The following is a 22067-nucleotide window of genomic DNA, read 5'->3' on the forward strand; positions in this document are numbered from 1 at the left end:
GAAGGATCTTCACCAGCAATGACCGACGAGAACACTCCCGTCACGCCAGACGAGGGCCAGATCCTGCGTGTCGAGCCCGTCGGGCTCGAGACGGAGATGCAGCGCTCGTACCTCGACTACGCGATGTCCGTCATCGTCTCGCGTGCGCTGCCGGACGTCCGGGACGGCCTCAAGCCCGTCCACCGCCGCGTCCTGTACGCCATGTACGACGGCGGCTACCGCCCCGAGCGCGGCTTCTACAAGTGCGCGCGCGTGGTCGGCGACGTCATGGGTAACTACCACCCACACGGCGACTCCTCGATCTACGACGCCCTGGTCCGCCTGGCGCAGCCGTGGTCGATGCGGATGCCGCTGGTGGACTCCAACGGCAACTTCGGCTCTCCGGGCAACGACCCGGCGGCGGCCATGCGCTACACCGAGTGCAAGATGGCGCCGCTGTCGATGGAGATGGTCCGTGACATCGACGAGGAGACCGTCGACTTCACGGACAACTACGACGGCCGCTCCCAGGAGCCGACCGTCCTGCCGGCCCGCTTCCCGAACCTGCTGATCAACGGCTCGGCCGGTATCGCGGTCGGTATGGCGACCAACATCCCGCCGCACAACCTGCGCGAGGTCGCGGCCGGCGCCCAGTGGTACCTGGAGAACCCGGAGGCCTCGCACGAGGAGCTCCTGGACGCCCTCATCGAGCGCATCAAGGGCCCCGACTTCCCGACGGGCGCCCTTGTAGTGGGCCGTAAGGGCATCGAAGAGGCCTACCGCACCGGCCGCGGCTCCATCACGATGCGCGCGGTCGTCGAGGTCGAGGAGATCCAGAACCGCCAGTGCCTGGTGGTCACGGAGCTGCCCTACCAGGTCAACCCCGACAACCTCGCGCAGAAGATCGCCGACCTGGTGAAGGACGGCAAGATCGGCGGCATCGCGGACGTCCGGGACGAGACCAGCTCCCGTACCGGTCAGCGCCTCGTCATCGTGCTCAAGAGGGACGCGGTCGCCAAGGTCGTACTCAACAACCTCTACAAGCACACGGACCTGCAGACGAACTTCGGCGCCAACATGCTGGCGCTCGTCGACGGCGTGCCGCGCACCCTCTCCCTGGACGCGTTCATCCGCCACTGGGTGACGCACCAGATCGAGGTCATCGTCCGCCGTACGCGCTTCAGGCTGCGCAAGGCCGAGGAGCGGGCGCACATCCTGCGCGGCCTGCTGAAGGCCCTGGACGCCATCGACGAGGTCATCGCGCTGATCCGGCGCAGCGACACCGTCGACATCGCGCGCACGGGTCTGATGGACCTCCTGGAGATCGACGAGATCCAGGCCAACGCCATCCTCGAGATGCAGCTGCGCCGACTGGCCGCACTGGAGCGCCAGAAGATCATCCAGGAGCACGACGAACTCCAGGCGAAGATCACCGAGTACAACGAGATCCTCGCCTCGCCGGTCCGCCAGCGCGGCATCGTCAGCGCGGAACTCGCCGCGATCGTCGAGAAGTACGGCGACGACCGCAAGACCATGCTGGTGCCCTACGACGGTGACATGTCCATCGAGGACCTGATCGCCGAGGAGGACATCGTCGTCACGGTCACGCGCGGCGGTTACGTCAAGCGCACCAAGACCGTCGACTACCGGGCGCAGAAGCGCGGCGGCAAGGGCGTACGCGGCACGAAGCTCAAGGAAGACGACATCGTCGACCACTTCTTCGTGTCCACCACGCACCACTGGCTGCTGTTCTTCACCAACAAGGGCCGCGTCTACCGGGCGAAGGCGTACGAGCTGCCGGACGCCGGACGTGAGGCGCGTGGCCAGCACGTGGCGAACCTGCTGGCCTTCCAGCCGGACGAGGCGATCGCCGAGATCCTCGCCATCCGCAACTACGAGGTGGCGCCGTACCTGGTCCTGGCCACCAAGGCGGGATTGGTGAAGAAGACGCCTCTGAAGGATTACGATTCGCCGCGCTCCGGCGGTGTGATCGCGATCAACCTCCGTGAGACGGAAGACGGTTCCGACGACGAACTGATCGGCGCCGAGCTCGTCTCGGCCGACGACGATCTGCTTCTGATCAGCAGGAAGGCACAGTCGATCAGGTTCACGGCCACGGACGAGTCGCTGCGCCCCATGGGCCGCGCCACGTCCGGTGTCAAGGGCATGAGCTTCCGTGAGGGAGACGAGCTGCTCTCGATGAATGTTGTTCGAACCGGTACGTTCGTGTTCACTGCCACCGACGGTGGGTACGCGAAGCGGACCCCCGTCGACGAGTACCGCGTCCAGGGTCGCGGCGGCCTAGGAATCAAGGCCGCCAAGATCGTGGAGGACCGCGGCTCGCTCGTCGGTGCGCTGGTGGTCGAGGAGACCGACGAGATCCTCGCCATCACGCTGGGCGGCGGCGTGATTCGTACGCGAGTCAACGAGGTCAGGGAGACGGGCCGTGACACCATGGGCGTCCAACTGATCAACCTGGGCAAGCGCGATGCCGTGGTCGGCATCGCTCGTAACGCCGAGGCGGGACGTGAGGCGGAGGAGGTCGACGGCGACATTGCCGTCGACGAGACCGCCGAGGGTGCTGCCACGACCATCGGCACGGACGAGGGTGACGCACCCTCGGCCGAGTAGCACGAGGAGAGAGTCATCGTGAGCGGAGCCACGGGCGCCGGATCGTCCGGTACCTCGACCGGTTCTACGGCCGGTAAGGAGACGGACGGCGGCGGCCGTGGCTCCGCCGCGCGTGCGACGGACACGCACACGACCCAGCTGAAAGCGATCAAGTCGCCCGCGACGGACTCGCCCTCGCCAGACGCACCTGGATCCCAGGGGGGAACCGTGACGGACACCCGAGGCCCGCAGCCCCAGAAGTACGCGGCCGGCGCGGGCTCGGCTGCTCCGGCAGCCCAGCCACAGCCGCAGCCCGCGCCCACAGGGGCGCAGCAGGCGGCCTCCGCGCCGTCGGCGTCGCCGCTGCCGGGGGAACGGCAGGCGCAGCAGCCCTCCGGGCCCTACCACCCCCCGCAGGCCTACCAGACGCCCGCTCCGGAGAGCGCGGTACGTCGGCCGCGCACGGGAGCGGGGGCGCGTACGACGCCGCGTACCCGTAAGGCGCGTCTGCGCGTGGCCAAGGCCGACCCGTGGTCGGTGATGAAGGTCAGCTTCCTGCTCTCCATCGCGCTGGGCATCTGCACGATCGTCGCGTCCGCGGTGCTCTGGATGGTCATGGACGCGATGGGCGTCTTCTCGACGGTGGGCGGCACGATCTCCGAGGCGACCGGCTCGAACGAGTCGAACGGCTTTGACCTGCAGTCCTTCCTGTCGTTGCCGCACGTCCTGATGTTCACGTCGATCATCGCGGTCATCGACGTCGTCCTCGCGACGGCGCTGGCGACGCTCGGCGCGTTCATCTACAACCTCTCCGCCGGCTTCGTGGGCGGCGTCGAGCTGACGCTCGCGGAGGACGAGTGAGTGTGAACGGGCGAGTGTGACCGAGGCCGGATGACGGTTGCCGCCCGGAGACGGTTTCAAACCTCTCCTGACGGACCCCCGACAACCGATTTTGGGACTGCCCACCTCGTGCGCTAATCTTCAGGAGTCAGCGCGCGGGACACACACCGCAGAGCGCGGCGGGGCTATAGCTCAGTTGGTTAGAGCGCATCCCTGATAAGGATGAGGCCACAGGTTCAAATCCTGTTAGCCCCACCAGCGAAAAGACCCCCAGTCCACACGGGCTGGGGGTTTTCGCATGTCCGATTGTCAGTGCCGGATGAGAGCCTGGCGGCATGATCGTCGAACGGGCATACGCGCATGTCGCCGAGGGCGAGCTGGGCGAGGGGAGCCAGTGGCCGTGGTCGGTGCCGTGCGTGCGGCAGCTGCTGGAGGACGGCCTGAAGTTCACCGCGCCGGTCACGTTCCTGGTGGGGGAGAACGGCTCGGGCAAGTCGACCCTCGTCGAGGCGCTGGCGGAGGGGTTCGGCCTGGACTCCTGGGGCGGATCCGCGGGCTACCGGTACGCGAGTTGGCGTGAGCCGTCGGCGTTGGGCGGGCGGATACGGTTCGAGGCGACGGCAGCCGGCCGCCGTATGCTGCGCGGGCCTCGGACGCGCCGCAGAGGATTCTTCCTGCGGGCGGAGACGGCGCTGGACGCGCTGGGCCGAGAGCAGAAGACGGGAAGGCTGTCCGGGACCGTGGACGAGATGAGCCACGGCGAGGGCTTTCTGATGGCCTTCCGCGAGCGGTTTCAGGAGCCTGGGCTGTACGTGCTGGACGAGCCCGAGGCTGCGCTGTCCTTCGCTTCTTGTCTTCAACTCGTAGGGCTGCTGCATGAACTGGGGCGTTCCGGCGCACAGATCATCTGCGCGACACACTCACCTGTGCTGACGGCGCTGCCTGGCGCCGAGATCATCGAGGTGGGCGACCACGGAATGCGTCCCGCCGACTGGCGGGATCTGGAACTCGTCGACCACTGGCGGCGTTACCTCAACGACCCTGGGGCCTATCTCCGGCACATCGTCGAAGCGGGTTGAGGTACGTCGTAGGGGCCGGCGTCCTGGGTGGTGCTGTGCAAGAACGGTGCTCTGTGTGAGCGGCGCTGTCTATGAGCGGTGCTGTCTGTCTATGAGCGGTGCTGCCGTGTACGCAAGCTCGCTGTGACTGTGCGTTCTGGGACAACTGGAACTGGGTTTACGCAGGTACGTCTCGGCTGCGAGCCGTGGGTTCAGCGCTGGTGCGGGACCAGGGGCTGGACAGGGGGTGCGGCGGAGTCGCAGGCGCCGATCGCCGAGGTGGATGCAGCAGCTTCGGTGTCCGTGAGCGGACGGTGGCGGCAGCTGGGGGTCTTGCCGTGCGCCTCGGCGCGGATGCGCTGCTTCATCGTGGGGGGCAGTGCTCTGGCGTAGGACCAGGCCCACTGGGGCATCGGCGGCACTGTCAGCTGCGCACTGGTGTCGCGGTCGCTGTCGCTCTTGCGCGCCGCCTCCTTGTGCGGTGCGGCCGCGGCCGCGCTCGTCGTGACGAATCCGAGCGCCGTGCACAGCGCGAGGAAGGCGGTGACGATGGTGGTCCACAGGTTCATGACCTTGTTCCGGGCCATGGCCCCTCACTTTCGGGTTGGGCGATTTGCGTACTTTCCTCATGATGTGTATGGGGGCCGAGAAGTCATGGACCGACGCCCATGACGCGTCGATCTTCAGATGAACACCACACGGATGGGCGTATCAGGCCTGAAAAGAGAAGGAAAGCGAGGGAAGGGGAGCAAAGTCACCATCTGTCGAGGTGTCATCACTCTCCGATCGGAGCGCCGACATGTGCTTCTACTGCGGTCCACCGGACGGCAGTTGAGCCCCGACGCAGGTCACCGATCGATATCGGTCGGTGTGTATAGTCGGGCGCCAGAGGTCCCCTACGTCAAGGAAAGACGAGGTCGCGCGGTGAAGAAGCTTCTCCTGGTCGCACTGGCCGCCATCGGCGGGCTCCTCGTGTACCGCCAGATCCAGGCGGATCGCGCCGAGCAGGATCTGTGGACGGAGGCGACTGACTCCGTGCCCACGGGTTCGTGAGTCACCACATCGGAATCTGAACAGACCCCGGCCGCCCTCGCGGTCGGGGTTTTGTGTGCTCGCCGGGTGCTTGCCGGGCCCCCGCCGAGGGTGCGCCATGGCTCGCAGTGTCTTCGCCGTCTCGCGGAGTGCCGTGGCCTCGAGTTGCGGGAGCGGCCCGGAGGTCTTAGACCCGGGCGTTTCGGACGGTCGTACGGATTGCGGGGGTGACGAGCGGCCGGGCTGGGCAGGATGGGCGACGGTCGATGGTCCGGTGACGACGAGGGGTGGCGCGTGATGGGGCGGCGGCGTACGGCGCGGTGGCGTCGCGCGAGGGTGAGGCGCGGACATCGCTCGGCACGCGCGCGTGCGGCCGTCGTAGCGGCACTGCTGCTGTGCACGACGGCTGCCCTGCCGGGCCGGTCCGCGCTCGCGGCCGGAACACCAACCCCTTACGCTTTCGCCCCGGACGCCCGGCCCATCACCGGCGCGACGGGCGCCACGGACGCCGCTGCACGCCTCACGCCCGGTACGACGTACAAAAGCTCCCTGCCGAGCGGCGCAAAGACCCACTACCGCCTCGACCTCGAAGCCCCCTCCGACGCGTACGTCTCCGCGACCGCCATCCCCGCCCCCGGCACCACCCTCGCCGCGAGCGACGGCATCAAGGTGACCATGCAGAACGCCGACGGCGACACCTGCGCCTTCGGCACCGAGACCTTCGGCATGGTGCACACTCCACGCCCGATCGCGGCCTGGACCGCACGCGAGGTCTCCTCCAACCGGAGCCGCTGTGAGAGCGCGGGGACCTACCACGTGATCGTCGAGCGCATCGGTACGGCGGATTCCACCACGGACGCCTGGGGCCTGGAACTCTTCGTCACCTCGGAGCCGCCCCTGAAAAAGACCGGTGCGACGAGCGCCCCCGAGGCCTGGGACTCCGCCTCACCAGAGCCCCTCACCGGCGAGGAAGTGCGCCGCGACGGCGGTTCCGGATTCGCCTCGGCGGTATCCGTCGGGCAAGGCGTCTGGAACTCCGACATCGAGCCCGGCAAGACGCTCTTCTACAAGGTGCCGCTCGACTGGGGCCGACAGTTGTACGCCACCGCTGAACTGGGCAGCTCCAGCAGCGATGGCGGCTCCGTGAGCGGCGCCCTGAACCTCGCGCTCTACAACCCCGCGCGCGGCTTCGTCGACGAAGCGAGCATCAGCTACAACGGCAGCCAGAAGGTCGCCGACCTCGATCCACTGCCGCCGGTCGCGTACGAGAACCGGTATGCCATTCCCAAACGGATCAAAGCCGTGCGGTTCGCCGGGTCCTACTACCTCGTGGTGCACCTCGCGGCCGATGTGGCCGAGAGGTACGGCGACGGGCCGTTGCGGCTGACGTTGCGCGTGCGGGTGGGGGGTGCGGCGGAGGCTGGGCCCGGTTATGCGGGGGAGCCGGAGCCTGGGGGTGTCTTCCAGGTTGCGGAAGACGATCCGTGGGCGGCTGCGGGGGGCGGGTCCGGGGACGGGGCCGGAGGCGGCGGTGACGCTGCGATGACGGTGCTCGCGGTGAGCGGGATCGGCGCGGGGACCTTGGTGCTGGTGGTGCTGGGGGTGTGGGCTGTGGTGGCTCGGCGGAGGGTTGGGGCCTGGTAGGCGGGGGGGGGCTCTGGTGTCCTTGGAATTCTTGGGCTGGGCTGGGCTGTTGATGGCTCGGGCTCTGCTGGGTGATCGGGGGTGCTCTCGGAATTCCCGGGTTGGGCCAGGCTGGGGATAGAGGGCTCTGCGATTTGCGGGCTCAGGAGACTAGGGCTCGCAGGCTTGGGACGCGGACTCAGGGCGCCGACTCAGGGCGCGGGAGCGGGGCAAGGGCGGCGCGCTCGGGACGGGGGCTGCCGGACCTGGGGTCCGGGGCGTGCTGAATCGGAGTGCTGACCCCCGCAGCGCCCCTTTCAAGCTCGCGGCCTTGGCTGTCGGCAGCGAGCTCAGATGCGGGTCAGTGCCCAGAAACCCACGGCGTAGCAGGCCAGCGCGAGCAGCAGGAGCGGAACTGTCACCTTGGCAGGTGGGCCGGGCCGTCGCGCGAGGCCGCGGGAGGCGCGACGGGTGGCGCGGTGGCCGCCCCGGCGGCGCGGCTGCCGAATTGGGGGTTCCGAAGGTGGAACCTGCGGGCTCTGAGCGGTGTACGAAGCAGTAGAGGCATCGACGCGCTGGTGCTGCGTCGGCGTCGGGGGCTGAGCCGGGTACTGCGGTGCGTGCAGGTGAGGGGAGGACAAGACGTGCGTGTTGTCGTAGGGGGAGACGTAAGCCGAGTGATGCTGCGCGCCCTGGTGCGCTTGGCCCGCCTGTCTCTGGCCCTGTGCCTGTGCTTGTGCCTGTGCCGGCGTCTGGTCTGGTTCCTGTGCCGCGTGCGGCTGCGGCGGGGGCGTCTGAGTCCGGGGGGAGGAGCCTGTGGCCCCAGGTGGTGGCAGGTGGAAGCTGCCGGTGTCCGACATGGTGAGAGGGCCGTCCCTGTCGCCGAGCTGCGAGGGGATGGACGGCTCCTGGTCGGCGGGTGGTCGGGATCCGGGCCGGGGTGTGTGCGGGGTGGGCGTGGAGTGGGGGTCCGTGACCTCCGAGGCCGGGATCGGCCCGGCCATGCCCTGGCGTGGATCGCTCGGTACGGTGCCCGAGCCGGTGCCGTCGGCCGTCCCAGGACCAGTGCCCTGCGATGCAGAGCCGGTGCCGGTGCCGGTCGCGATCGATCCGGGGCCTGTCGGTACGGATCCGGGGCCGGCCGGTGCGGAACTGTTGTCGGTCGGTACGGATCCGGTGCCCGTCGGTCCCGAGCCGGTGCCGCCCGCACCTGCGGTGCCCATGCTGAACTGTTGGGAGCCACCCCTGCCTCTGTCGACTCCCGGCGCCGGTTTGAGCGGCCCGCCCGCCTCGAACCCCGGTGGCAGCGGACCGAGTTGGTCGAAGATCTCGATCAGCTCGTCGTCGGGGCCCGGTTCCGGCAGGAGCTCGGCGGCCGAGGCGAGGGCCTTGCGTGCCCCCGTGGCCGTGCGGAACCGCGCCTGCGGATCCGGCTGCAGCAGCGAGGCCACTACCTGCCACAGCGGCTCGGGAATTCCCTTGGGCGCACCGGGAGTTCCGTGCGCGGCGAAGTACTGGACGAGTGCCTTGGTGTCCGGCTTGGCGCCCTCCAGCAGATAGAGCGCGACCAGTCCTACGGCGAACAGGTCGGCGGGGAAGTCCGGTTCCGCGCCCATGAGTTGCTCGGGCGCGAGGTAACCGGGCGTTCCCACCACGAGGTTGGTCTCGGTCAGGCGGGGTTCGCCCAGCCGCATGGCGATGCCGAAGTCGGACAGGCGCAGTCGCGGGCGGGCGGTGCCGGTGGCCTCGAGCAGCAGGTTGGCGGGCTTGATGTCGCGGTGGACGACGCCCTCCGCGTGCACGGCGGCCAGCCCGGCGAGGAGCTGGTCGAGGAGCGTGCAGACGAAGGAGGGCGGCAAGGGGCCGTAGTCCCCGACGAGATGGACCAGCGAACCGCCGGCCACCAGGTCCATGGTGAACAGGACCTTGTCGTCGTCGGCGGCCCAGCTGGCGGGCGCGAGCACATGGGGGTGATCGATTCGGAGGGCCTGCTCGCGGACGAACCGCAGCAGCGAATGTGCGTCGCTCTGCTGCAGGACCTTGGCGGCCACGTACCGGCGGCGGCGGTGGTCCCAGGCGCGCCAGACGGCGCCGACGCCTCCGCGTCCGATCGGGTCGACCAGTTCGTACCGGCCGGCGAAGACCTCACCCATGGTTGTGCGTCGCTCCTCCCCCTTCGGTTACCCCCCTTGCTTCCCCCTCGACGAGCGATACGACTCCCCTCGCCGTCCCCTCCCTTTGCGGACTCCCCCGTCGCCCCTTCGCGAACCCTTCGCGGGCCCCCGGGGCTGACTGCCTCTTGCATCCTTCCCGGTGGGAGACACGCCCCCGTCGTGATCTCCCCCCCCGGTGAGCGGCCAGACCCCCGCGTGGCCGCGCTGGTGAACCGCGCAGCCTGCTCATGACCGCTCAGATCAGAACCTGGGCCTTCGGCCCGGCTGCCGAACCCCCTTCGGCGACCGGGCCTCGGGGTCAGTTCTGGTGGGACTGGTAGTGCGAGACCGCGTCGGAGGTCCGGCCGGCGCCGTACACCCGGAGGAACTCTGCCAGTTCCGGGTGGGTGGGGGCGAGGGTGTCCGCGGCATCGATGATGTCCCCCGCGGCGGCCACCGAGCGCAGCAGCGACTGGATCTCGCGGACCACCCGCTTGACCGTGGGCGCCCCCGAACTACTCGTCGTCTGCGTCGTGTTGCTGAGCACCGAGCCCCCCTGCGACTTCTTGATCTCCTCCATGCGGTCGGTGGCCTCGGCCGCGCTCACACTGCCGTCCGCGACCTGCCCCGCCAGGTCCTGCAGCAGCTGCACCCGCTGGACCACGGCGGGATTGCCGATCTTCGCCCGCTGGCCGCTCATCAGCTGCGACAGCATCGGTGCGGACAGTCCCAGTACCCCCGCGAGACGAGCCTGGTTGAGACCAAGATCGTCGATGAGCTTACGGAAGAGCGCCCCCAGCGGCTCCCCGTACCAGTTCCGCTGCAGTTCCCGCGCTCTTGCGGTCGCTTCCTGCTGTGCGGCGTCCATTGCGTCTCCCCATCGCTTCCCCAAAAACCGTGGTTCGCTGTAGCGAACCACGCCGAGCATCTTACGGAGAGTGGTCGTTCATCGGGACCCCCAATCTTTTTGCGAGATACGGGGGGCGACCCGGTACTCTGGTCTGCGGCGCCCGCCGGTACGCGGTTCTTCCGGTTGGACGCTCCTCTTCCGGGGCCTTAGCTCAGTTGGTAGAGCGCTGTCTTTGCATGGCAGATGTCAGGGGTTCGACTCCCCTAGGCTCCACACCTCGGACCGGTCAGACGCCCTCGTGGCTTCTGGCCGGTTTTGTATTCCGTGGGCTCCGGCGGAGCCGCCCCGTGAGTGACGTGCATCACGTGACGGGTGGTGGTGTCGTTGCGGATGTTTGCGCAAATCCGTGAGGCGTGTGCGGTCCGCCGCGTGGTTACGCAGGTGGCCGACGTGGCGCCAGGGTGGCGTGCTCCGGCGCGGGAGCCTTGTGTGAGCTGGCGTGAACGGGGACGGGTAATCAGAAGGATGCGCTCCGTTAAGAAAGTCTGTGCGGGACTTGCACATACAGGCCGTTGCAAACGTCATCGTGGGCGGAGGGCGTAAACACACGCCGTCTCGAGGCCACCGGGGGTGCTGACAGGCCTCGCCTGACACCAGGAAGGCACAACAGCACAGTGACGATGGACATTGCCGGTGAGGTGATCCTGGCGGCGCTCGCCCTACGGGTGTTCGGCCGCGACGCGGTCGTACTGCTGCGCCGGCTCGCCGCGGCCGGTGTACGGGCGGGCATCAGCGAGATGCGGCGCGACCTCGGCGAGGGCACCAAGGACGCACACCACGAGGGGCAGGCGTGAGTCAGGACCTGCCGAGCCAAGCCTCCCGCGCCCCGCGCATGAAGAAGCTCCCGCCGGACTTCGAGGCCTTCCACCAGATGTACCGGCCGCTGTACGTCAACTGGGCCAAGTCCCGGCTGGGCAACTGGCACGACGCCGAGGAAGCGGTGGACGCCGCCTTCGAGCAACTGCTGAAGGCATGGAGCACCGTGCTGTCCAAGGAGAACCCCACCGCGTACGCCTGGCGGGTGATCAGAAACAGCACCATCGACCACTCCCGGACCCGCGACCGCCGCCCGGCACTCATAGGCGAGGCCTTCGAGACCGTGGCGCTGACCCAAGCCGTGGACCCCATCAGCCAGCTCGAGGAAAGCCTCAACCTCTACGCGGAGATCGAACAACTGCCGCCGCGTCAGATGGACGTCGCCTACCTGCACTTCGGGCTCGGCTACAGCGCGGTCGAGATAGCGGCCGCCCTCGGCATCACCCCGGCCGGTGTGCGCTCCACCGTCCGCCACGCCAAACGGCGCCTCCAACACGCGTACGGCGTGAAGAAGAACCTCACGCGGCCCCGTACGGACGAAGACGGGCACGCCGCGGAAGGGAAAGCCGATGACATCGCCCATTGACGACCTGCTCGCCCGGGCCCGCCTCCACCGCCGGCCCTACACCCAGGCAGCCATAGACGCGGCGGCCGCACGCCTGTCCATACGCGCCGCCGCCCTCCCGGACACCCCCGGCCCGAACTCGGTACGAGCCACCCTCGGACAAAGCCCGCCCGCCCCACCGGCCCCGCAAGCCCCGCCGAGCCAGGCTCCACCGACCGACGAGCGCTCCGCCGCCGACGACCTGCAAACCCTCTGCGAGACGGTCATCACCCACACCGACGCCCTCGCGGACCTCGAGGAATTCCTCGCCCGAGCACTGCCCGAACCCCCCGGCGCCCGCGTCCTCGGCTGCATGCTCCAGCTCTGCGCACGGGAAGAGTCGGCCCGGATGTGGTGGCAGTACGCCGCCGGCGCCGGCGACACCGCCGCCAGCTACTGCCTCTATCTGCACCACCGCGCCTTGGGCGAGCACGGCGTCGCCGACTGGTGGCAGACACAGCACGCCCGGTACACCCGTAGCGTCCGGCCCGGGATCAACGACCTCCGAGGCGACGACCTCCGAGACCAGGACTCTCAAGGCGAGGCCCTCCAAGGCGAGGACTCCCAGGGAGCGGACCCCGCGGACCGACAGGGTGAGAACCCCCCGGGCGAGCACCTCCACGAGCAGAACACCGTCGCGGCCGACGCCGCCATCTACATCGACGAATCAGCCCCCGAGCCCGAGGACGAGATCAGCACCACCCTGCGCGTCCTGCGCGCACTCAAGCCCGACACCTCGCCCGTCCCCGACCCGGTCAACGCAGTCCTGCACTACATACCCGCCGCCGTCGCCTACGTCGACGACGACCTGGACCTCCCCCTGCCCGATCCCGACTTCACCGACCGCATACGCGCCCTCGCCACCCCCGTCCCGGCAGTCCAGGACACTCCGCAACGCGGGCACAAGCTCGACCCCCTGCCGTCACGCCAACGGACCGACGACCCTGCGCGACCACGCGACCGGCGTTCCACGTGAAACGCAGCCCCCGTTCCACGTGAAACAGGCCGGCCTTCCCGCGAGCGCGGCCGATGTTCCACGTGAAACATCGCCGCGGGGCGCAGGACACTCAAGTCCCGCGCCCCACGGCGCAGTTCGAAGTGCCGACCGTCACCGGTCTTCACCTCACCGGCCCTCGTCGCGCCGGGCAGCCTCCTCCTCGGCCTCCTTGGCCTCGACCTCAGGATCGAGAACGGACTGACCGCTGCCGTCCACCGAAGTGAGACGGTTCGACTCGGGCACCTCGGTCGCGGCAGGGGGCTCGACCAGCCAGTCCGGGTTGGCCTGCTTGTCCCACCACTTCCAAGCGGCGAACGCGGCACCTGCGAAAGCACCGACCACCGCCAGCACCTTCGCGGTACGGCCGGCCTTGGCACGCCGCTGGTGCTTGCGGACCAGCTTCTCGATCTCCTTCGGCGAGACCTGACCGCGCAGCGCGGCCAGCGCGGCCGCACCGCGCGCAGCGGCCTCGTCCCTGACGGGCCCGGCCGCGGCCACCGCCTGCTCGATCCTCGGCCGGGAATAGTCGGCGGCCTGCCGAGCCGCCTTGCGCGTACGAGCGGCCGCCTCATGAGCGGCCAGGTCGACCTTCGGTGGCACATGTGAACGGGCCTGCTCAAGACGCGGCGCGACATACGCGCCGTACTGCAGCAGGGCTTGCGCGCGGGCCTGCTCGGTGGCCTGCGTCACCTTCGGCGCGAGCCGTACGCGTGCCTCGTGCGCGTAGTGCGCGGCCCTGTCCTTGGCGGTGTCGGCGTAGGGCGCCACCACTTCCGCGGCGTGCAGCACGCTGTCCTTCGCCGAGCCGGTCGCGGCGCGCACGCTGTCGATGCGGGTCACGGGATCCTCCTCCTCGGTGGCGTACGTATTTCGACTCTCCACCCTTTTACGGATCATGCCTCCCCGACCGCTTCGCAGCATGTGAAGGCAGGCATATGGGTGCGGATGGAGTTGATCGAGTGCAATAGCGGATCAATACGGGGCAACGGGAGCTTGTCGTCGACAATGCCACGGATCCCCGCGCCGCGCGCCCCGTCCCGGCACTACTCGAGCAGTTTTCTGCAAGGGATCGCCCCGGCCACGTGCCGATGAACAAGCGCCGGGCGACGCAAGCCGCCGTCCGTGCGAGGATCGGGGGGTCACAGGAAGACAACGGAAGGCAGATCGTGGCCGAGCAGCTCTACGCCACCCTGAAGACCAACCACGGCGACATCCAGGTCCGGCTCTTCCCGAACCACACGCCGATCACGGTCAAGAACTTCGTCGAGCTCGCCCAGGGCGAGCGTGAGTGGACGAACCCCACCACCGGTGAGAAGTCCACCGCCAAGCTCTACGACGGCACGGTCTTCCACCGCGTCATCAGCGGCTTCATGATCCAGGGAGGCGACCCGCTCGGCAACGGCACCGGCGGCCCTGGCTACCAGTTCCAGGACGAGTTCCACCCGGACCTCCGCTTCGACAAGCCGTACCTGCTCGCCATGGCCAACGCCGGCCCGGGCACCAACGGCTCCCAGTTCTTCCTCACCGTCTCCCCGACGACCTGGCTGAACCGCAAGCACACCATCTTCGGCGAGGTCGTCGACCCCGCCAGCCAGAAGGTCATCGACGCCATCGCGACCGTCCAGACCAACCCGCGCACCGACCGACCCCTCAAGGACGTCGTCATCGAGTCGGTCGTCGTCGAGACCCGCGAAGGCTGAGTCCGACACCTCCCACAGGGAACCAAACGCCCCGCTCGTCCGTAAGGATGAGCGGGGCGATGCATGAGGACGTGCATCGCGTACGACGACCTAGGGGACCTCATGGACCAGCCGGCAGGCAGCCCGCAGGACGCCCAGAGCCTGCCCGTCTGCTACCGACACCCCGACCGTGAGACCGGCATCCGCTGCACCCGCTGCGAACGCCCGATCTGCCCTGACTGCATGGTCAGCGCCTCCGTCGGCTTCCAGTGCCCCGACTGCGTCCGCAACGGCTCCGGCACCGGACACGCCCCCAGCGCCTCCCAGCCCCGCACCATCGCCGGCGGCACCGTCACCGCAGACCCCCGCCTGCTCACCAAGATCCTCATCGGGATCAACCTCGCGGTCTTCATCGCCGTCCAGACCAGCACCTCGCTCCTGAACGACCTCGTCCTCACCGGCAGCTGGCCGCCCGCCCCCTTCGTCCCCACCGAAGGCGTCGCCGAAGGCGAGTGGTACCGCCTCCTGACCTCGATGTTCACGCACGAGGCCATCTGGCACATCGCCTTCAACATGCTCAGCCTGTGGTGGCTCGGCGGCCCCCTCGAAGCCGCCCTCGGCCGCGCCCGCTACCTCGCGCTCTACTTCTGCTCAGGCCTCGCGGGCAGCGCCCTCACCTACCTGCTGGCCGCCCCGACCAGCGCCTCGCTCGGCGCGTCCGGCGCCATCTTCGGCCTCTTCGGCGCCACCGCCGTCCTCATGCGCCGTCTCCAGTACGACATGCGGCCCATCCTCGCCCTGCTGGCAATCAACCTGATCTTTACCTTCAGCCCAGGATTCAACATCGCCTGGCAGGCCCACATCGGCGGCCTCGTCGCAGGCGTCGCCATCGGCTACGCCATGGTCCACGCACCGCGTCAGCGCCGGGCCCTGGTCCAGTACGGCACCTGCGCGCTGGTCCTGGCCGTCGTCGTCCTGATGACCGTACTGAGGACACTGCAGCTCACCTGAGTACAGCGGTTATCCACGTGAGCGGCAGGGTTGTCCACAGCGTGTGGCGGATCTTGTGCGCACTGTGCGGAAAGGGCCGCGCCCCCTGTCCTGGACCAGCGTTTCCGCAGGTCAGGCAGGGGGCGCACATATGTTCGGGGTGCCTTCGGGTGACCCGGTGTGGCAGTCATACCGGCGTCAACGCCCGATGGGTTATCCACAGATCGTCGTCTTTTCCCCAGTCAGCTTGTGGAAATTGCTGCAAGGCTGTGGATAACTCAGCGGATAGCCCTGGGCAGAGCTGCGTTCACCACGAAGTGGCCACCGCTTCGAATGCTGCTTCGACTGTCGCTTCGACCGCTACTTCCACTGCGTGGAGACGCCGAATCCGGCGGCGATGAAGCCGAAGCCCACCACGATGTTCCAGTTGCCCAGCGCGTCGATGGGCAGCGAACCATCGGTCACGTAGAAGACGACGATCCAGGCGAGACCGATGAGGAACATGGCCAGCATCACGGGTGCGACCCATGTGCGGCTGGTCAGCTTGATGGCGGTCGCCTGCTTCGACGGCGGCGGCGTGTAGTCGGCCTTCTTGCGGATACGTGACTTCGGCACGAGGGTCTCTCCTGTCGATGCGCTGCGTGGCCGCGCAGGGAACTGTGGCTGGCTCGGGGCAGCGTACAAGGGGACTCTGATTGCTCCCCCGGGCGTCCGTTAGCGTAGTGCTTCCGCGGCGCCGAAGGAGATAAGGGTACGTTGAGCAATTCTGCCGACTCCCCCGGGACTGGATCCAGTCCTGTCCGCGGCCGGTTCCGGCCGGTGCGGGTGCTGACCGGGGCTGTCTTCGCTCTCGCGGGGCTCATTTTCTTCACCAGTTTCGATACGGCCAAAGGCACCAATATCCGTACGGACGCCTCGCTCCTGAAGCTTTCGGACCTCATTCAGGAGCGCAGTCACGAGAACGGTGAGCTCAACGAGTCCAACGCGGCCCTGCGGGACGACGTGGAGGCGCTCGCCGAGCGGGACGACGGCAGTACCAAGGCCGAGGACGACAAGCTCGCGGCGCTGGAGCAGAAAACGGGGACGCAGAAGCTGACGGGCGAGGCGATCACGGTCACGCTCAACGACGCCCCGCCGGACGCCACGGCCAAGCTCCCCGGGTATCCCGAGCCGCAGCCCGACTACCTGGTCATCCACCAGCAGGACCTCCAGGCCGTGGTCAACGCGCTGTGGCAGAGCGGCGCCAAGGGCATCAAGGTCATGGACCAGCGGCTGATCTCCACCAGCGCGGTCCGGTGTGTGGGCAACACCCTGATCCTCCAGGGCCGGGTCTACTCACCGCCGTACAAGATCACGGCGGTCGGTGACCCGGAGAAGATGCAGAAGGCGCTCGCGGCCTCGGCGGCGATCCAGAACTACATGGTGTACGTCAATGTCTACGGTCTCGGCTGGAAAGTCACCGAGGACGGGACGGTGACTCTGCCCGGCTACTCGGGCACAGTGGATCTGCAGTACGCCAAGCCCGTGGAGTGAGCCTTCTCTGGAGCTGCCGGTGCGTGTCGTCGTCAGGACCGTCAGCGAGCTGTGCATCACCGTCGGCACGGTGATCGTTCTTTTCGTCGTCTATGTACTGTTCTGGACCGGCGTGAAGGCCGACAACGTCATGGCCGACCAGATCGATCAGTTACAGGAGCAGTGGGCGCAGGGGGCGGTGCGGCCGACGGCTGCGGCACCTGGCAGCGTGGCGAGTCCGAGCGAGGGCTCGCAGGCGAGTCCGCGGACGAGTCCACCGAAGCCCGCCCCGTACACCGCGGACAAGCCCTTCGCGATCATGTACATCCCGCGCCTTGGTTTCACGTGGAACAAGCCGGTCCTCGAAGGCACTGCCACCAAGACCCTCAAGAAGGGCCTGGGCCACTACGCGAACACCGCCCAGCTCGGTCAGAAGGGCAATTTCTCGGTGGCCGGCCACCGGCGTACGTACGGGGATCCGTTCAAGGACTTCCCCCGGCTGCGTCCCGGTGACGCGGTGGTGCTGACGGACGGGACGACCTGGTTCACGTATCGGATCGACAAAGGCCCTTACAAAACACTGCCCACGGACATTGAGGTGATCGACCCTGTGCCTCGTAAGTCGGGGTATACGCGTGAGGGCCGCTATCTGACCCTGACCACGTGTGATCCGGAGTGGGGGCACAGTCACCGGCTGATCGTGTGGGCGCATCTGGACTCCACCCAGCCTGTGGAGGCCGGGAAACCGGAGGCGTTGCGCCGTTAGTCTGTTGGCTGTACGGCGTGAGTCTGGTGCCGTGGTGCGACGGAAGGGACGGCATGTACGGCTGGATCTGGCGGCATCTGCCGGGGAACGCGTGGGTGAGGGCGCTGCTCTCGCTCGCTCTGGTCGTGGCCGTGGTCTACGTCCTGTTCAACTACGTCTTCCCGTGGGCCGAACCGCTGCTGCCCTTCAACGATGTGACGGTGGACAACCAGTGAGCGCGCGCATTCTCGTCGTGGACAACTACGACAGCTTCGTCTTCAACCTGGTCCAGTACCTGTACCAGCTGGGCGCCGAGTGCGAGGTGCTGCGCAACGACGAGGTGTCGACGGCGCATGCCCAGGACGGCTTCGACGGCGTGCTGCTGTCGCCGGGTCCGGGTACGCCGGAGGAGGCCGGGGTCTGCATCGAGATGGTGCGCCACTGCGCCTCGACGGGGGTGCCGGTCTTCGGCGTCTGTCTCGGCATGCAGTCGATGCAGGTGGCGTACGGCGGTGTGGTGGACCGTGCGCCGGAGCTGCTGCACGGCAAGACCTCGCTGGTCGAGCACGAGGGCAAGGGTGTCTTCGCGGGCCTGCCGACGCCGTTCACGGCGACGCGCTATCACTCGCTTGCGGCCGAGCCGGAGACGGTTCCGGCCGAGCTCGAGGTGACTGCGCGCACGCACGACGGCATCATCATGGGCCTGCGTCACCGTGAACTCCCCGTCGAGGGTGTGCAGTTCCACCCCGAGTCGGTGTTGACCGAGCACGGGCACCGGATGCTGGCCAACTGGCTGGTGGAGTGCGGCGACCAGGGTGCGGTGGCGAGGTCGGCGGGGCTCGCCCCGGTGGTGGGCAGGGCCACGGCGTGACCGCGCTGCGCCCCGAGCGCGAGTCCGGCGCGGCGTACGGGGAGTCCTTCGCGGACTCCTACGGCGGCGCCGGCGACCAGGGCACCTCGTACGGGCAGCAGCCGTACGAGGAGTCGGGTGCGCTCGGGGAGTGGTACGGCGGGGAGGGTTACGTCGCTCAGGGGCAGGGCGCCGAGGGGTATGGCGCCGGCGGCTACGGCGGCGAGGGGCACGGCGCCGGCGGTTACGGTGTGGACGGTTATGGCGCCGAGGCGGCTGCCGCGTCTCGAGAGCCGTATGCGGAGCAGCATGTGGAACCGCCTGTGGGACGGCATGCGGGACGGTATGTGGAACCGCACGCGGAACCTTATGTGGAGCCGTACATACCGCCGCCCGACGACGAGACCGTGGCGCTGCGGATACCGGATCCGCCCGTCGGCGAGGCCATATCGGCTTCTGCCGCCTCTTCCGCCCCTTCGGCCACAGGAACCCCTACGGGTGGCCGTGCGGCCCGTAGAAGGGCCGCCAAGCGGCGTCACGGGCGTCATGGGGGCTCTCGTGAGGAGTCGGAGGCCGTCGAGGCGGCCGAGAGCGGCTCGGAGGCCTCGCAGGCCCCCCTCTCGCGTGTGGAGGCGCGTAGGCAGGCGCGGGCGCGCAGGCCCAGTCCGGCCACCGTCGCCAGTCGAGCGATCGGTGAGGTGTTCATCACCACCGGTGTGCTGATGTTGCTGTTCGTGAGCTACCAGCTGTGGTGGACGAACGTCCGGGCGCATGCGCAGGCGGACAAGGAGGCGAGCAGCCTCCAGGACGACTGGGCGAGTGGTAAGCGGAGCCCCGGGACCTTCGAGCCGGGGCAGGGTTTCGCCATCCTGCACATCCCGAAGCTGGACGTCGTCGTTCCGATCGCGGAGGGCGTCAGCAACAAGAAGGTGCTCGACAGGGGCATGGTCGGTCACTACGGCGAGGGCAAGCTGAAGACGGCGATGCCGGATGCCAAGACCGGCAACTTCGGGTTGGCCGGGCATCGCAACACTCACGGCGAGCCGTTCCGGTACATCAACCGGCTGACGCCGGGTGATGAGATCGTCGTGGAGACGCAGGACAAGTACTTCGTGTACAAGATGGCGTCGATCCTGCCGGTGACGTCGCCGAGCAACGTGAGCGTGCTGGATCCGGTTCCGCGGGACTCGGGTTTCACCAAGGCGGGCCGTTACATCACGCTCACCACGTGCACGCCGGAGTTCACCAGCAAGTATCGGATGATCGTCTGGGGCAAGATGGTCGAGGAACGGCCGCGCAGCAAGGGCAAGCCGGATGCGCTCGTCAGTTAAGGGCAGATGAACGTGGCAGCGACCACCGACGACACCGAGCACGCGGAGCGCACCGCTGCGTCCGAGTCCCGTGGGCCGGCTCGCCGCCGACGCGGCATGGGCCGGATCGCGATGGCGATCAGCGTCTTCGGGGAACTCCTCATCACGGCGGGCCTGGTGCTGGGCCTGTTCGTCGTCTACTCCCTGTGGTGGACGAACGTCGTCGCCGACCGTGCGGCGGACAAGCAGGCCGACAAGGTGCGTGACATCTGGGCCCACCAGGACGAGGACTCGGGGCGTCCGGCCGAGTTCGACTCCAAGAACGGCATCGGCTTCCTCCACGTCCCCGCGATGAGCAAGGGCGAGATCCTGGTCGAGAAGGGCACGACGTCGAAGATCCTCAACGACGGCGTGGCCGGCTACTACACCGACCCGGTCAAGGCGACCCTTCCGACCTCGGACAAGAAGGGCAACTTCTCCCTCGCCGCCCACCGCGACGGTCACGGCGCGAAGTTCCACAACATCCACAAGCTCGCGAAGGGCGACCCGATCGTCTTCGAGACGAAGGACAAGTGGTACGTCTACAAGGTCTACGCCGTCCTCCCCGAGACCTCGAAGTACAACGTCAAGGTCCTGTCCGCCGTCCCGAAGGAGTCGGGCAGGACGAAGGCGGGCCACTTCATCACGCTGACGACGTGCACGCCGGTGTACACGAGCCGGTATCGGTATGTGGTGTGGGGGGAGTTGGAGCGGGTGGAGAAGGTCGACGAGGAGCGGACGCCGCCGGAGGAGCTGCGCTGACAGAGGTTCTTTGAGCAACTCTGTCCCCTAACATGGCGGAGGCCCGAAGCCGCAACTTCCTTTTGCGGCTTCGGGCCTCCTTGCGTCATGCCATGCCTACTCCAGAATCCTCAGCGGTTCCCCCGCGCTCCACTCCTCAAGCACGCCACGGTGTACGGCCGTGATGCCGGCCTCGGCGGCGATGTTCAGGGCCTCAGGTGTGAAGGGGCACGTCGCCACGTACAGCGCCACGTCCGCGCCGTACAGAACCTTTGCCGACCCGATGAACTTCTGGACGTCCGGGCTGGTGATGGAGAGGTAGGGCGCGAACCTCTTGCACTGGGCGACGAGGCGCCGTCCGTTGGCCGTGAGCGCGATGATGTCGACGCCGCGGTCTCCGTGACCGCCTTGTACGACGACGTTCGTGCAGCCGTCGCGGCGCAGGAGTTTGGCGATGTGGTGCTCGAACGTGCGGCCGTTCATGCCGTCCATGGCGGCCATGACTCCGACTGCGGGGCGGTCGTCTCGCACCCCTTCGAGTCTCTGCAGCCGGGCGTGGTGCTGGTGGAGCCGTCGCTCGATGCGCTGGACGCCTGCGCGGAGCGCGATGAGCTCCCTGCTGTGCTCGCCTGAGGTTTCGATCAGGGCGTTGAACATGGGGACGACGGTCTTGCCGAGGATGTGGGTGATGCGTTGGTCGATGCGGTCGTCGAGGGAGGTGACGTCAGTGGGGGCCGGTTTTTCCACAGGCTGTGTGCGGGCCAGGTACTCCATGTCGAGGAGGTACACACGCACCTGACGTGCGACTTCGCTGTCACGGAGGAGCATGGCGACGTTGAGGACGGCTCGGCGTGACCAGACGGCAAGGCTGGAGCGCCGCTGTGGATATCCGCCTCCGGAAGTGGAACTCAGATTGAGTTCCTGAAATTCACGCAGGTCAGCACCGCGCAGCACCCGCAGGCCGTTGACTCCAGCTCCTGTCGGTGGCGGCTGAGCAGGTTGTTGATGACCGTCTCGGCGACCTCGAAGTACGCCGCCACCATCGCCGTGGTCACATGCATCCCGTCCGGTAGCAGTGACAGTGCCTTCACTCTGTCGAGCACGTCGGTTCGTTCCAGCACGTTGTTGCGCAGGCTCTTCGACTCCAGCAGCGCTGACTCGTTGATCACGTTCTGCCCTTCCGCTTGTGGTGTGGCCGCATGGCGGGGCAGAGCTGAGTCCTCACCCCACCCGATCAACGAGTCGTCACATATGAAGACACGATCTAGATGGAAACGGATATTCGGTGAAGGCGGAGAGGTCGCTGAAGTGAAACAGGTCGTGCCCCCGGTGAACTCGCCGGGGGCGCGACCTGCTGGTGGTGAGGCGTTTAACAGTGCAGCTTGGTGCAATGGTTCGCGGTGCCCGTGACATCGGCGGGGCCCGCGTACCACGTGTAGTAGTTGGAGTCGGAATCAGACTGGTCGGACGCGCACGCCTTGCCGGCTACGCTCCCGGCGGCGCACCGGTCGATGAAGATCGCCATGTGCTTGGTGGTGCTGGCACCGAAGTAGGTGTCCATCGTGACAGCGCAGTTGGT

24 protein-coding genes and 2 tRNA genes are annotated in these 22067 nt (G+C 68.0%); 18 read left to right on the top strand and 8 right to left on the bottom strand.

Annotation, left to right across the window (positions count from 1 at the left end):
- Positions 1-18 precede the first annotated feature (18 nt).
- The 4 genes from gyrA to EHO50_RS36775 all read left to right on the top strand — a co-directional run bounded on the left by gyrA (position 19) and on the right by EHO50_RS36775 (position 4508).
- Entirely contained in the window at positions 19-2610 is a 2592-nt protein-coding gene (gene gyrA, locus EHO50_RS36760; RefSeq protein WP_128435554.1) for a DNA gyrase subunit A, read from the top strand.
- An 18-nt stretch (positions 2611-2628) separates the two neighbouring features.
- Positions 2629-3450 carry a DUF3566 domain-containing protein gene (locus tag EHO50_RS36765; protein WP_128435555.1) on the top strand — a complete coding sequence of 274 codons (822 nt, stop codon included), beginning with the start codon at positions 2629-2631 and terminating at the stop codon, positions 3448-3450.
- Between the two features lie 160 nt (positions 3451-3610).
- Positions 3611-3687, top strand: a tRNA-Ile gene (locus EHO50_RS36770).
- A gap of 77 nt (positions 3688-3764) precedes the next feature.
- Positions 3765-4508, top strand: a complete 744-nt coding sequence (locus EHO50_RS36775; RefSeq protein ID WP_128435556.1) for an AAA family ATPase — start codon at positions 3765-3767, stop codon at positions 4506-4508.
- 191 nt (positions 4509-4699) lie between these two features.
- Here the strand turns inward: EHO50_RS36775 and EHO50_RS36780 are convergent, their stop codons facing one another.
- A complete protein-coding gene (locus EHO50_RS36780) occupies positions 4700-5074 on the bottom strand; it encodes a DUF6344 domain-containing protein (protein ID WP_128435557.1) in 375 nt (124 codons plus the stop codon).
- A 337-nt stretch (positions 5075-5411) separates the two neighbouring features.
- On the opposite strand from EHO50_RS36780, the gene EHO50_RS44725 reads away from it, so the two are divergent.
- Positions 5412-5540: a DLW-39 family protein gene (locus EHO50_RS44725; protein WP_003999697.1), complete on the top strand. Its 129-nt coding sequence runs from the start codon at positions 5412-5414 to the stop codon at positions 5538-5540.
- A gap of 231 nt (positions 5541-5771) precedes the next feature.
- Positions 5772-7163: a hypothetical protein gene (locus EHO50_RS36790; protein WP_246101750.1), complete on the top strand. Its 1392-nt coding sequence runs from the start codon at positions 5772-5774 to the stop codon at positions 7161-7163.
- Between the two features lie 329 nt (positions 7164-7492).
- Here the strand turns inward: EHO50_RS36790 and EHO50_RS36795 are convergent, their stop codons facing one another.
- On the bottom strand, positions 7493-9295 hold the full coding sequence (locus tag EHO50_RS36795) for a serine/threonine-protein kinase (protein ID WP_128435558.1): 1803 nt from the start codon (positions 9293-9295) through the stop codon (positions 7493-7495).
- A 319-nt stretch (positions 9296-9614) separates the two neighbouring features.
- Positions 9615-10163 carry a helix-turn-helix domain-containing protein gene (locus tag EHO50_RS36800; RefSeq protein ID WP_128435559.1) on the bottom strand — a complete coding sequence of 183 codons (549 nt, stop codon included), beginning with the start codon at positions 10161-10163 and terminating at the stop codon, positions 9615-9617.
- A gap of 182 nt (positions 10164-10345) precedes the next feature.
- Between EHO50_RS36800 and EHO50_RS36805 the strand changes: the two genes are divergently transcribed.
- The 4 genes from EHO50_RS36805 (at position 10346) to EHO50_RS36820 (ending at position 12601) form a co-directional block, all read left to right on the top strand.
- Positions 10346-10418: transfer RNA gene (locus EHO50_RS36805), tRNA-Ala, on the top strand.
- Positions 10419-10819: 401 nt separating this feature from the next.
- Positions 10820-10999, top strand: coding sequence for a hypothetical protein (locus tag EHO50_RS36810; RefSeq protein ID WP_128435560.1), 180 nt, complete (start codon positions 10820-10822; stop codon positions 10997-10999).
- Positions 10996-11607 carry an RNA polymerase sigma factor gene (locus EHO50_RS36815; RefSeq protein ID WP_342787031.1) on the top strand — a complete coding sequence of 204 codons (612 nt, stop codon included), beginning with the start codon at positions 10996-10998 and terminating at the stop codon, positions 11605-11607. The genes EHO50_RS36810 and EHO50_RS36815 overlap by 4 nt, the downstream gene beginning before the upstream one ends.
- Positions 11591-12601, top strand: a complete 1011-nt coding sequence (locus tag EHO50_RS36820) for a hypothetical protein (protein ID WP_128435561.1) — start codon at positions 11591-11593, stop codon at positions 12599-12601. The genes EHO50_RS36815 and EHO50_RS36820 overlap by 17 nt, the downstream gene beginning before the upstream one ends.
- 147 nt (positions 12602-12748) lie before the next feature.
- Here EHO50_RS36820 and EHO50_RS36825 read toward each other — a convergent pair whose 3' ends face one another.
- The gene (locus tag EHO50_RS36825; RefSeq protein ID WP_128435562.1) at positions 12749-13462 is read right to left on the bottom strand and encodes a DUF5324 family protein; all 714 of its coding nucleotides are present in this window, start codon (positions 13460-13462) and stop codon (positions 12749-12751) included.
- A gap of 326 nt (positions 13463-13788) precedes the next feature.
- On the opposite strand from EHO50_RS36825, the gene EHO50_RS36830 reads away from it, so the two are divergent.
- The gene (locus tag EHO50_RS36830) at positions 13789-14322 is read left to right on the top strand and encodes a peptidylprolyl isomerase (RefSeq protein WP_128435563.1); all 534 of its coding nucleotides are present in this window, start codon (positions 13789-13791) and stop codon (positions 14320-14322) included.
- Between the two features lie 102 nt (positions 14323-14424).
- A complete protein-coding gene (locus EHO50_RS36835; RefSeq protein WP_128435627.1) occupies positions 14425-15312 on the top strand; it encodes a rhomboid family intramembrane serine protease in 888 nt (295 codons plus the stop codon).
- A 339-nt stretch (positions 15313-15651) separates the two neighbouring features.
- Here the strand turns inward: EHO50_RS36835 and crgA are convergent, their stop codons facing one another.
- Positions 15652-15906 (bottom strand): cell division protein CrgA, encoded by a 255-nt coding sequence (gene crgA, locus EHO50_RS36840; protein ID WP_128435564.1) that lies wholly within the window; start codon positions 15904-15906, stop codon positions 15652-15654.
- Positions 15907-16047: 141 nt separating this feature from the next.
- Here crgA and EHO50_RS36845 point away from each other — a divergent pair, with 141 nt between their 5' ends.
- Genes EHO50_RS36845 through EHO50_RS36870 form a run of 6 tightly spaced genes read left to right on the top strand, consistent with a single transcriptional unit; the run spans position 16048 to position 20509 of the window.
- A complete protein-coding gene (locus EHO50_RS36845) occupies positions 16048-16824 on the top strand; it encodes a DUF881 domain-containing protein (protein ID WP_128435565.1) in 777 nt (258 codons plus the stop codon).
- Between the two features lie 19 nt (positions 16825-16843).
- Positions 16844-17569, top strand: coding sequence for a class E sortase (locus tag EHO50_RS36850; protein ID WP_128435566.1), 726 nt, complete (start codon positions 16844-16846; stop codon positions 17567-17569).
- Positions 17570-17586: 17 nt separating this feature from the next.
- The gene (locus EHO50_RS36855) at positions 17587-17784 is read left to right on the top strand and encodes a hypothetical protein (protein ID WP_164905044.1); all 198 of its coding nucleotides are present in this window, start codon (positions 17587-17589) and stop codon (positions 17782-17784) included.
- The gene (locus tag EHO50_RS36860) at positions 17781-18419 is read left to right on the top strand and encodes an aminodeoxychorismate/anthranilate synthase component II (protein ID WP_128435567.1); all 639 of its coding nucleotides are present in this window, start codon (positions 17781-17783) and stop codon (positions 18417-18419) included. The genes EHO50_RS36855 and EHO50_RS36860 overlap by 4 nt, the downstream gene beginning before the upstream one ends.
- The gene (locus EHO50_RS36865; protein WP_128435568.1) at positions 18416-19729 is read left to right on the top strand and encodes a class E sortase; all 1314 of its coding nucleotides are present in this window, start codon (positions 18416-18418) and stop codon (positions 19727-19729) included. The genes EHO50_RS36860 and EHO50_RS36865 overlap by 4 nt, the downstream gene beginning before the upstream one ends.
- A gap of 6 nt (positions 19730-19735) precedes the next feature.
- Positions 19736-20509, top strand: coding sequence for a class E sortase (locus EHO50_RS36870; RefSeq protein WP_425472347.1), 774 nt, complete (start codon positions 19736-19738; stop codon positions 20507-20509).
- 96 nt (positions 20510-20605) lie between these two features.
- Here the strand turns inward: EHO50_RS36870 and EHO50_RS36875 are convergent, their stop codons facing one another.
- The 3 genes from EHO50_RS36875 to EHO50_RS36880 form a co-directional block, all read right to left on the bottom strand.
- A complete protein-coding gene (locus tag EHO50_RS36875) occupies positions 20606-21316 on the bottom strand; it encodes a restriction endonuclease (protein ID WP_246101751.1) in 711 nt (236 codons plus the stop codon).
- A gap of 80 nt (positions 21317-21396) precedes the next feature.
- A complete protein-coding gene (locus EHO50_RS45435) occupies positions 21397-21657 on the bottom strand; it encodes a hypothetical protein (protein ID WP_246101752.1) in 261 nt (86 codons plus the stop codon).
- Between the two features lie 200 nt (positions 21658-21857).
- Complete coding sequence (locus tag EHO50_RS36880) at positions 21858-22049, bottom strand: hypothetical protein (protein WP_128435570.1); 192 nt, start codon at positions 22047-22049, stop codon at positions 21858-21860.
- Positions 22050-22067 lie beyond the last annotated feature (18 nt).

This window comes from Streptomyces cyaneus, assembly GCF_004028635.1.
GTDB lineage: Bacteria > Actinomycetota > Actinomycetes > Streptomycetales > Streptomycetaceae > Streptomyces > Streptomyces cyaneus.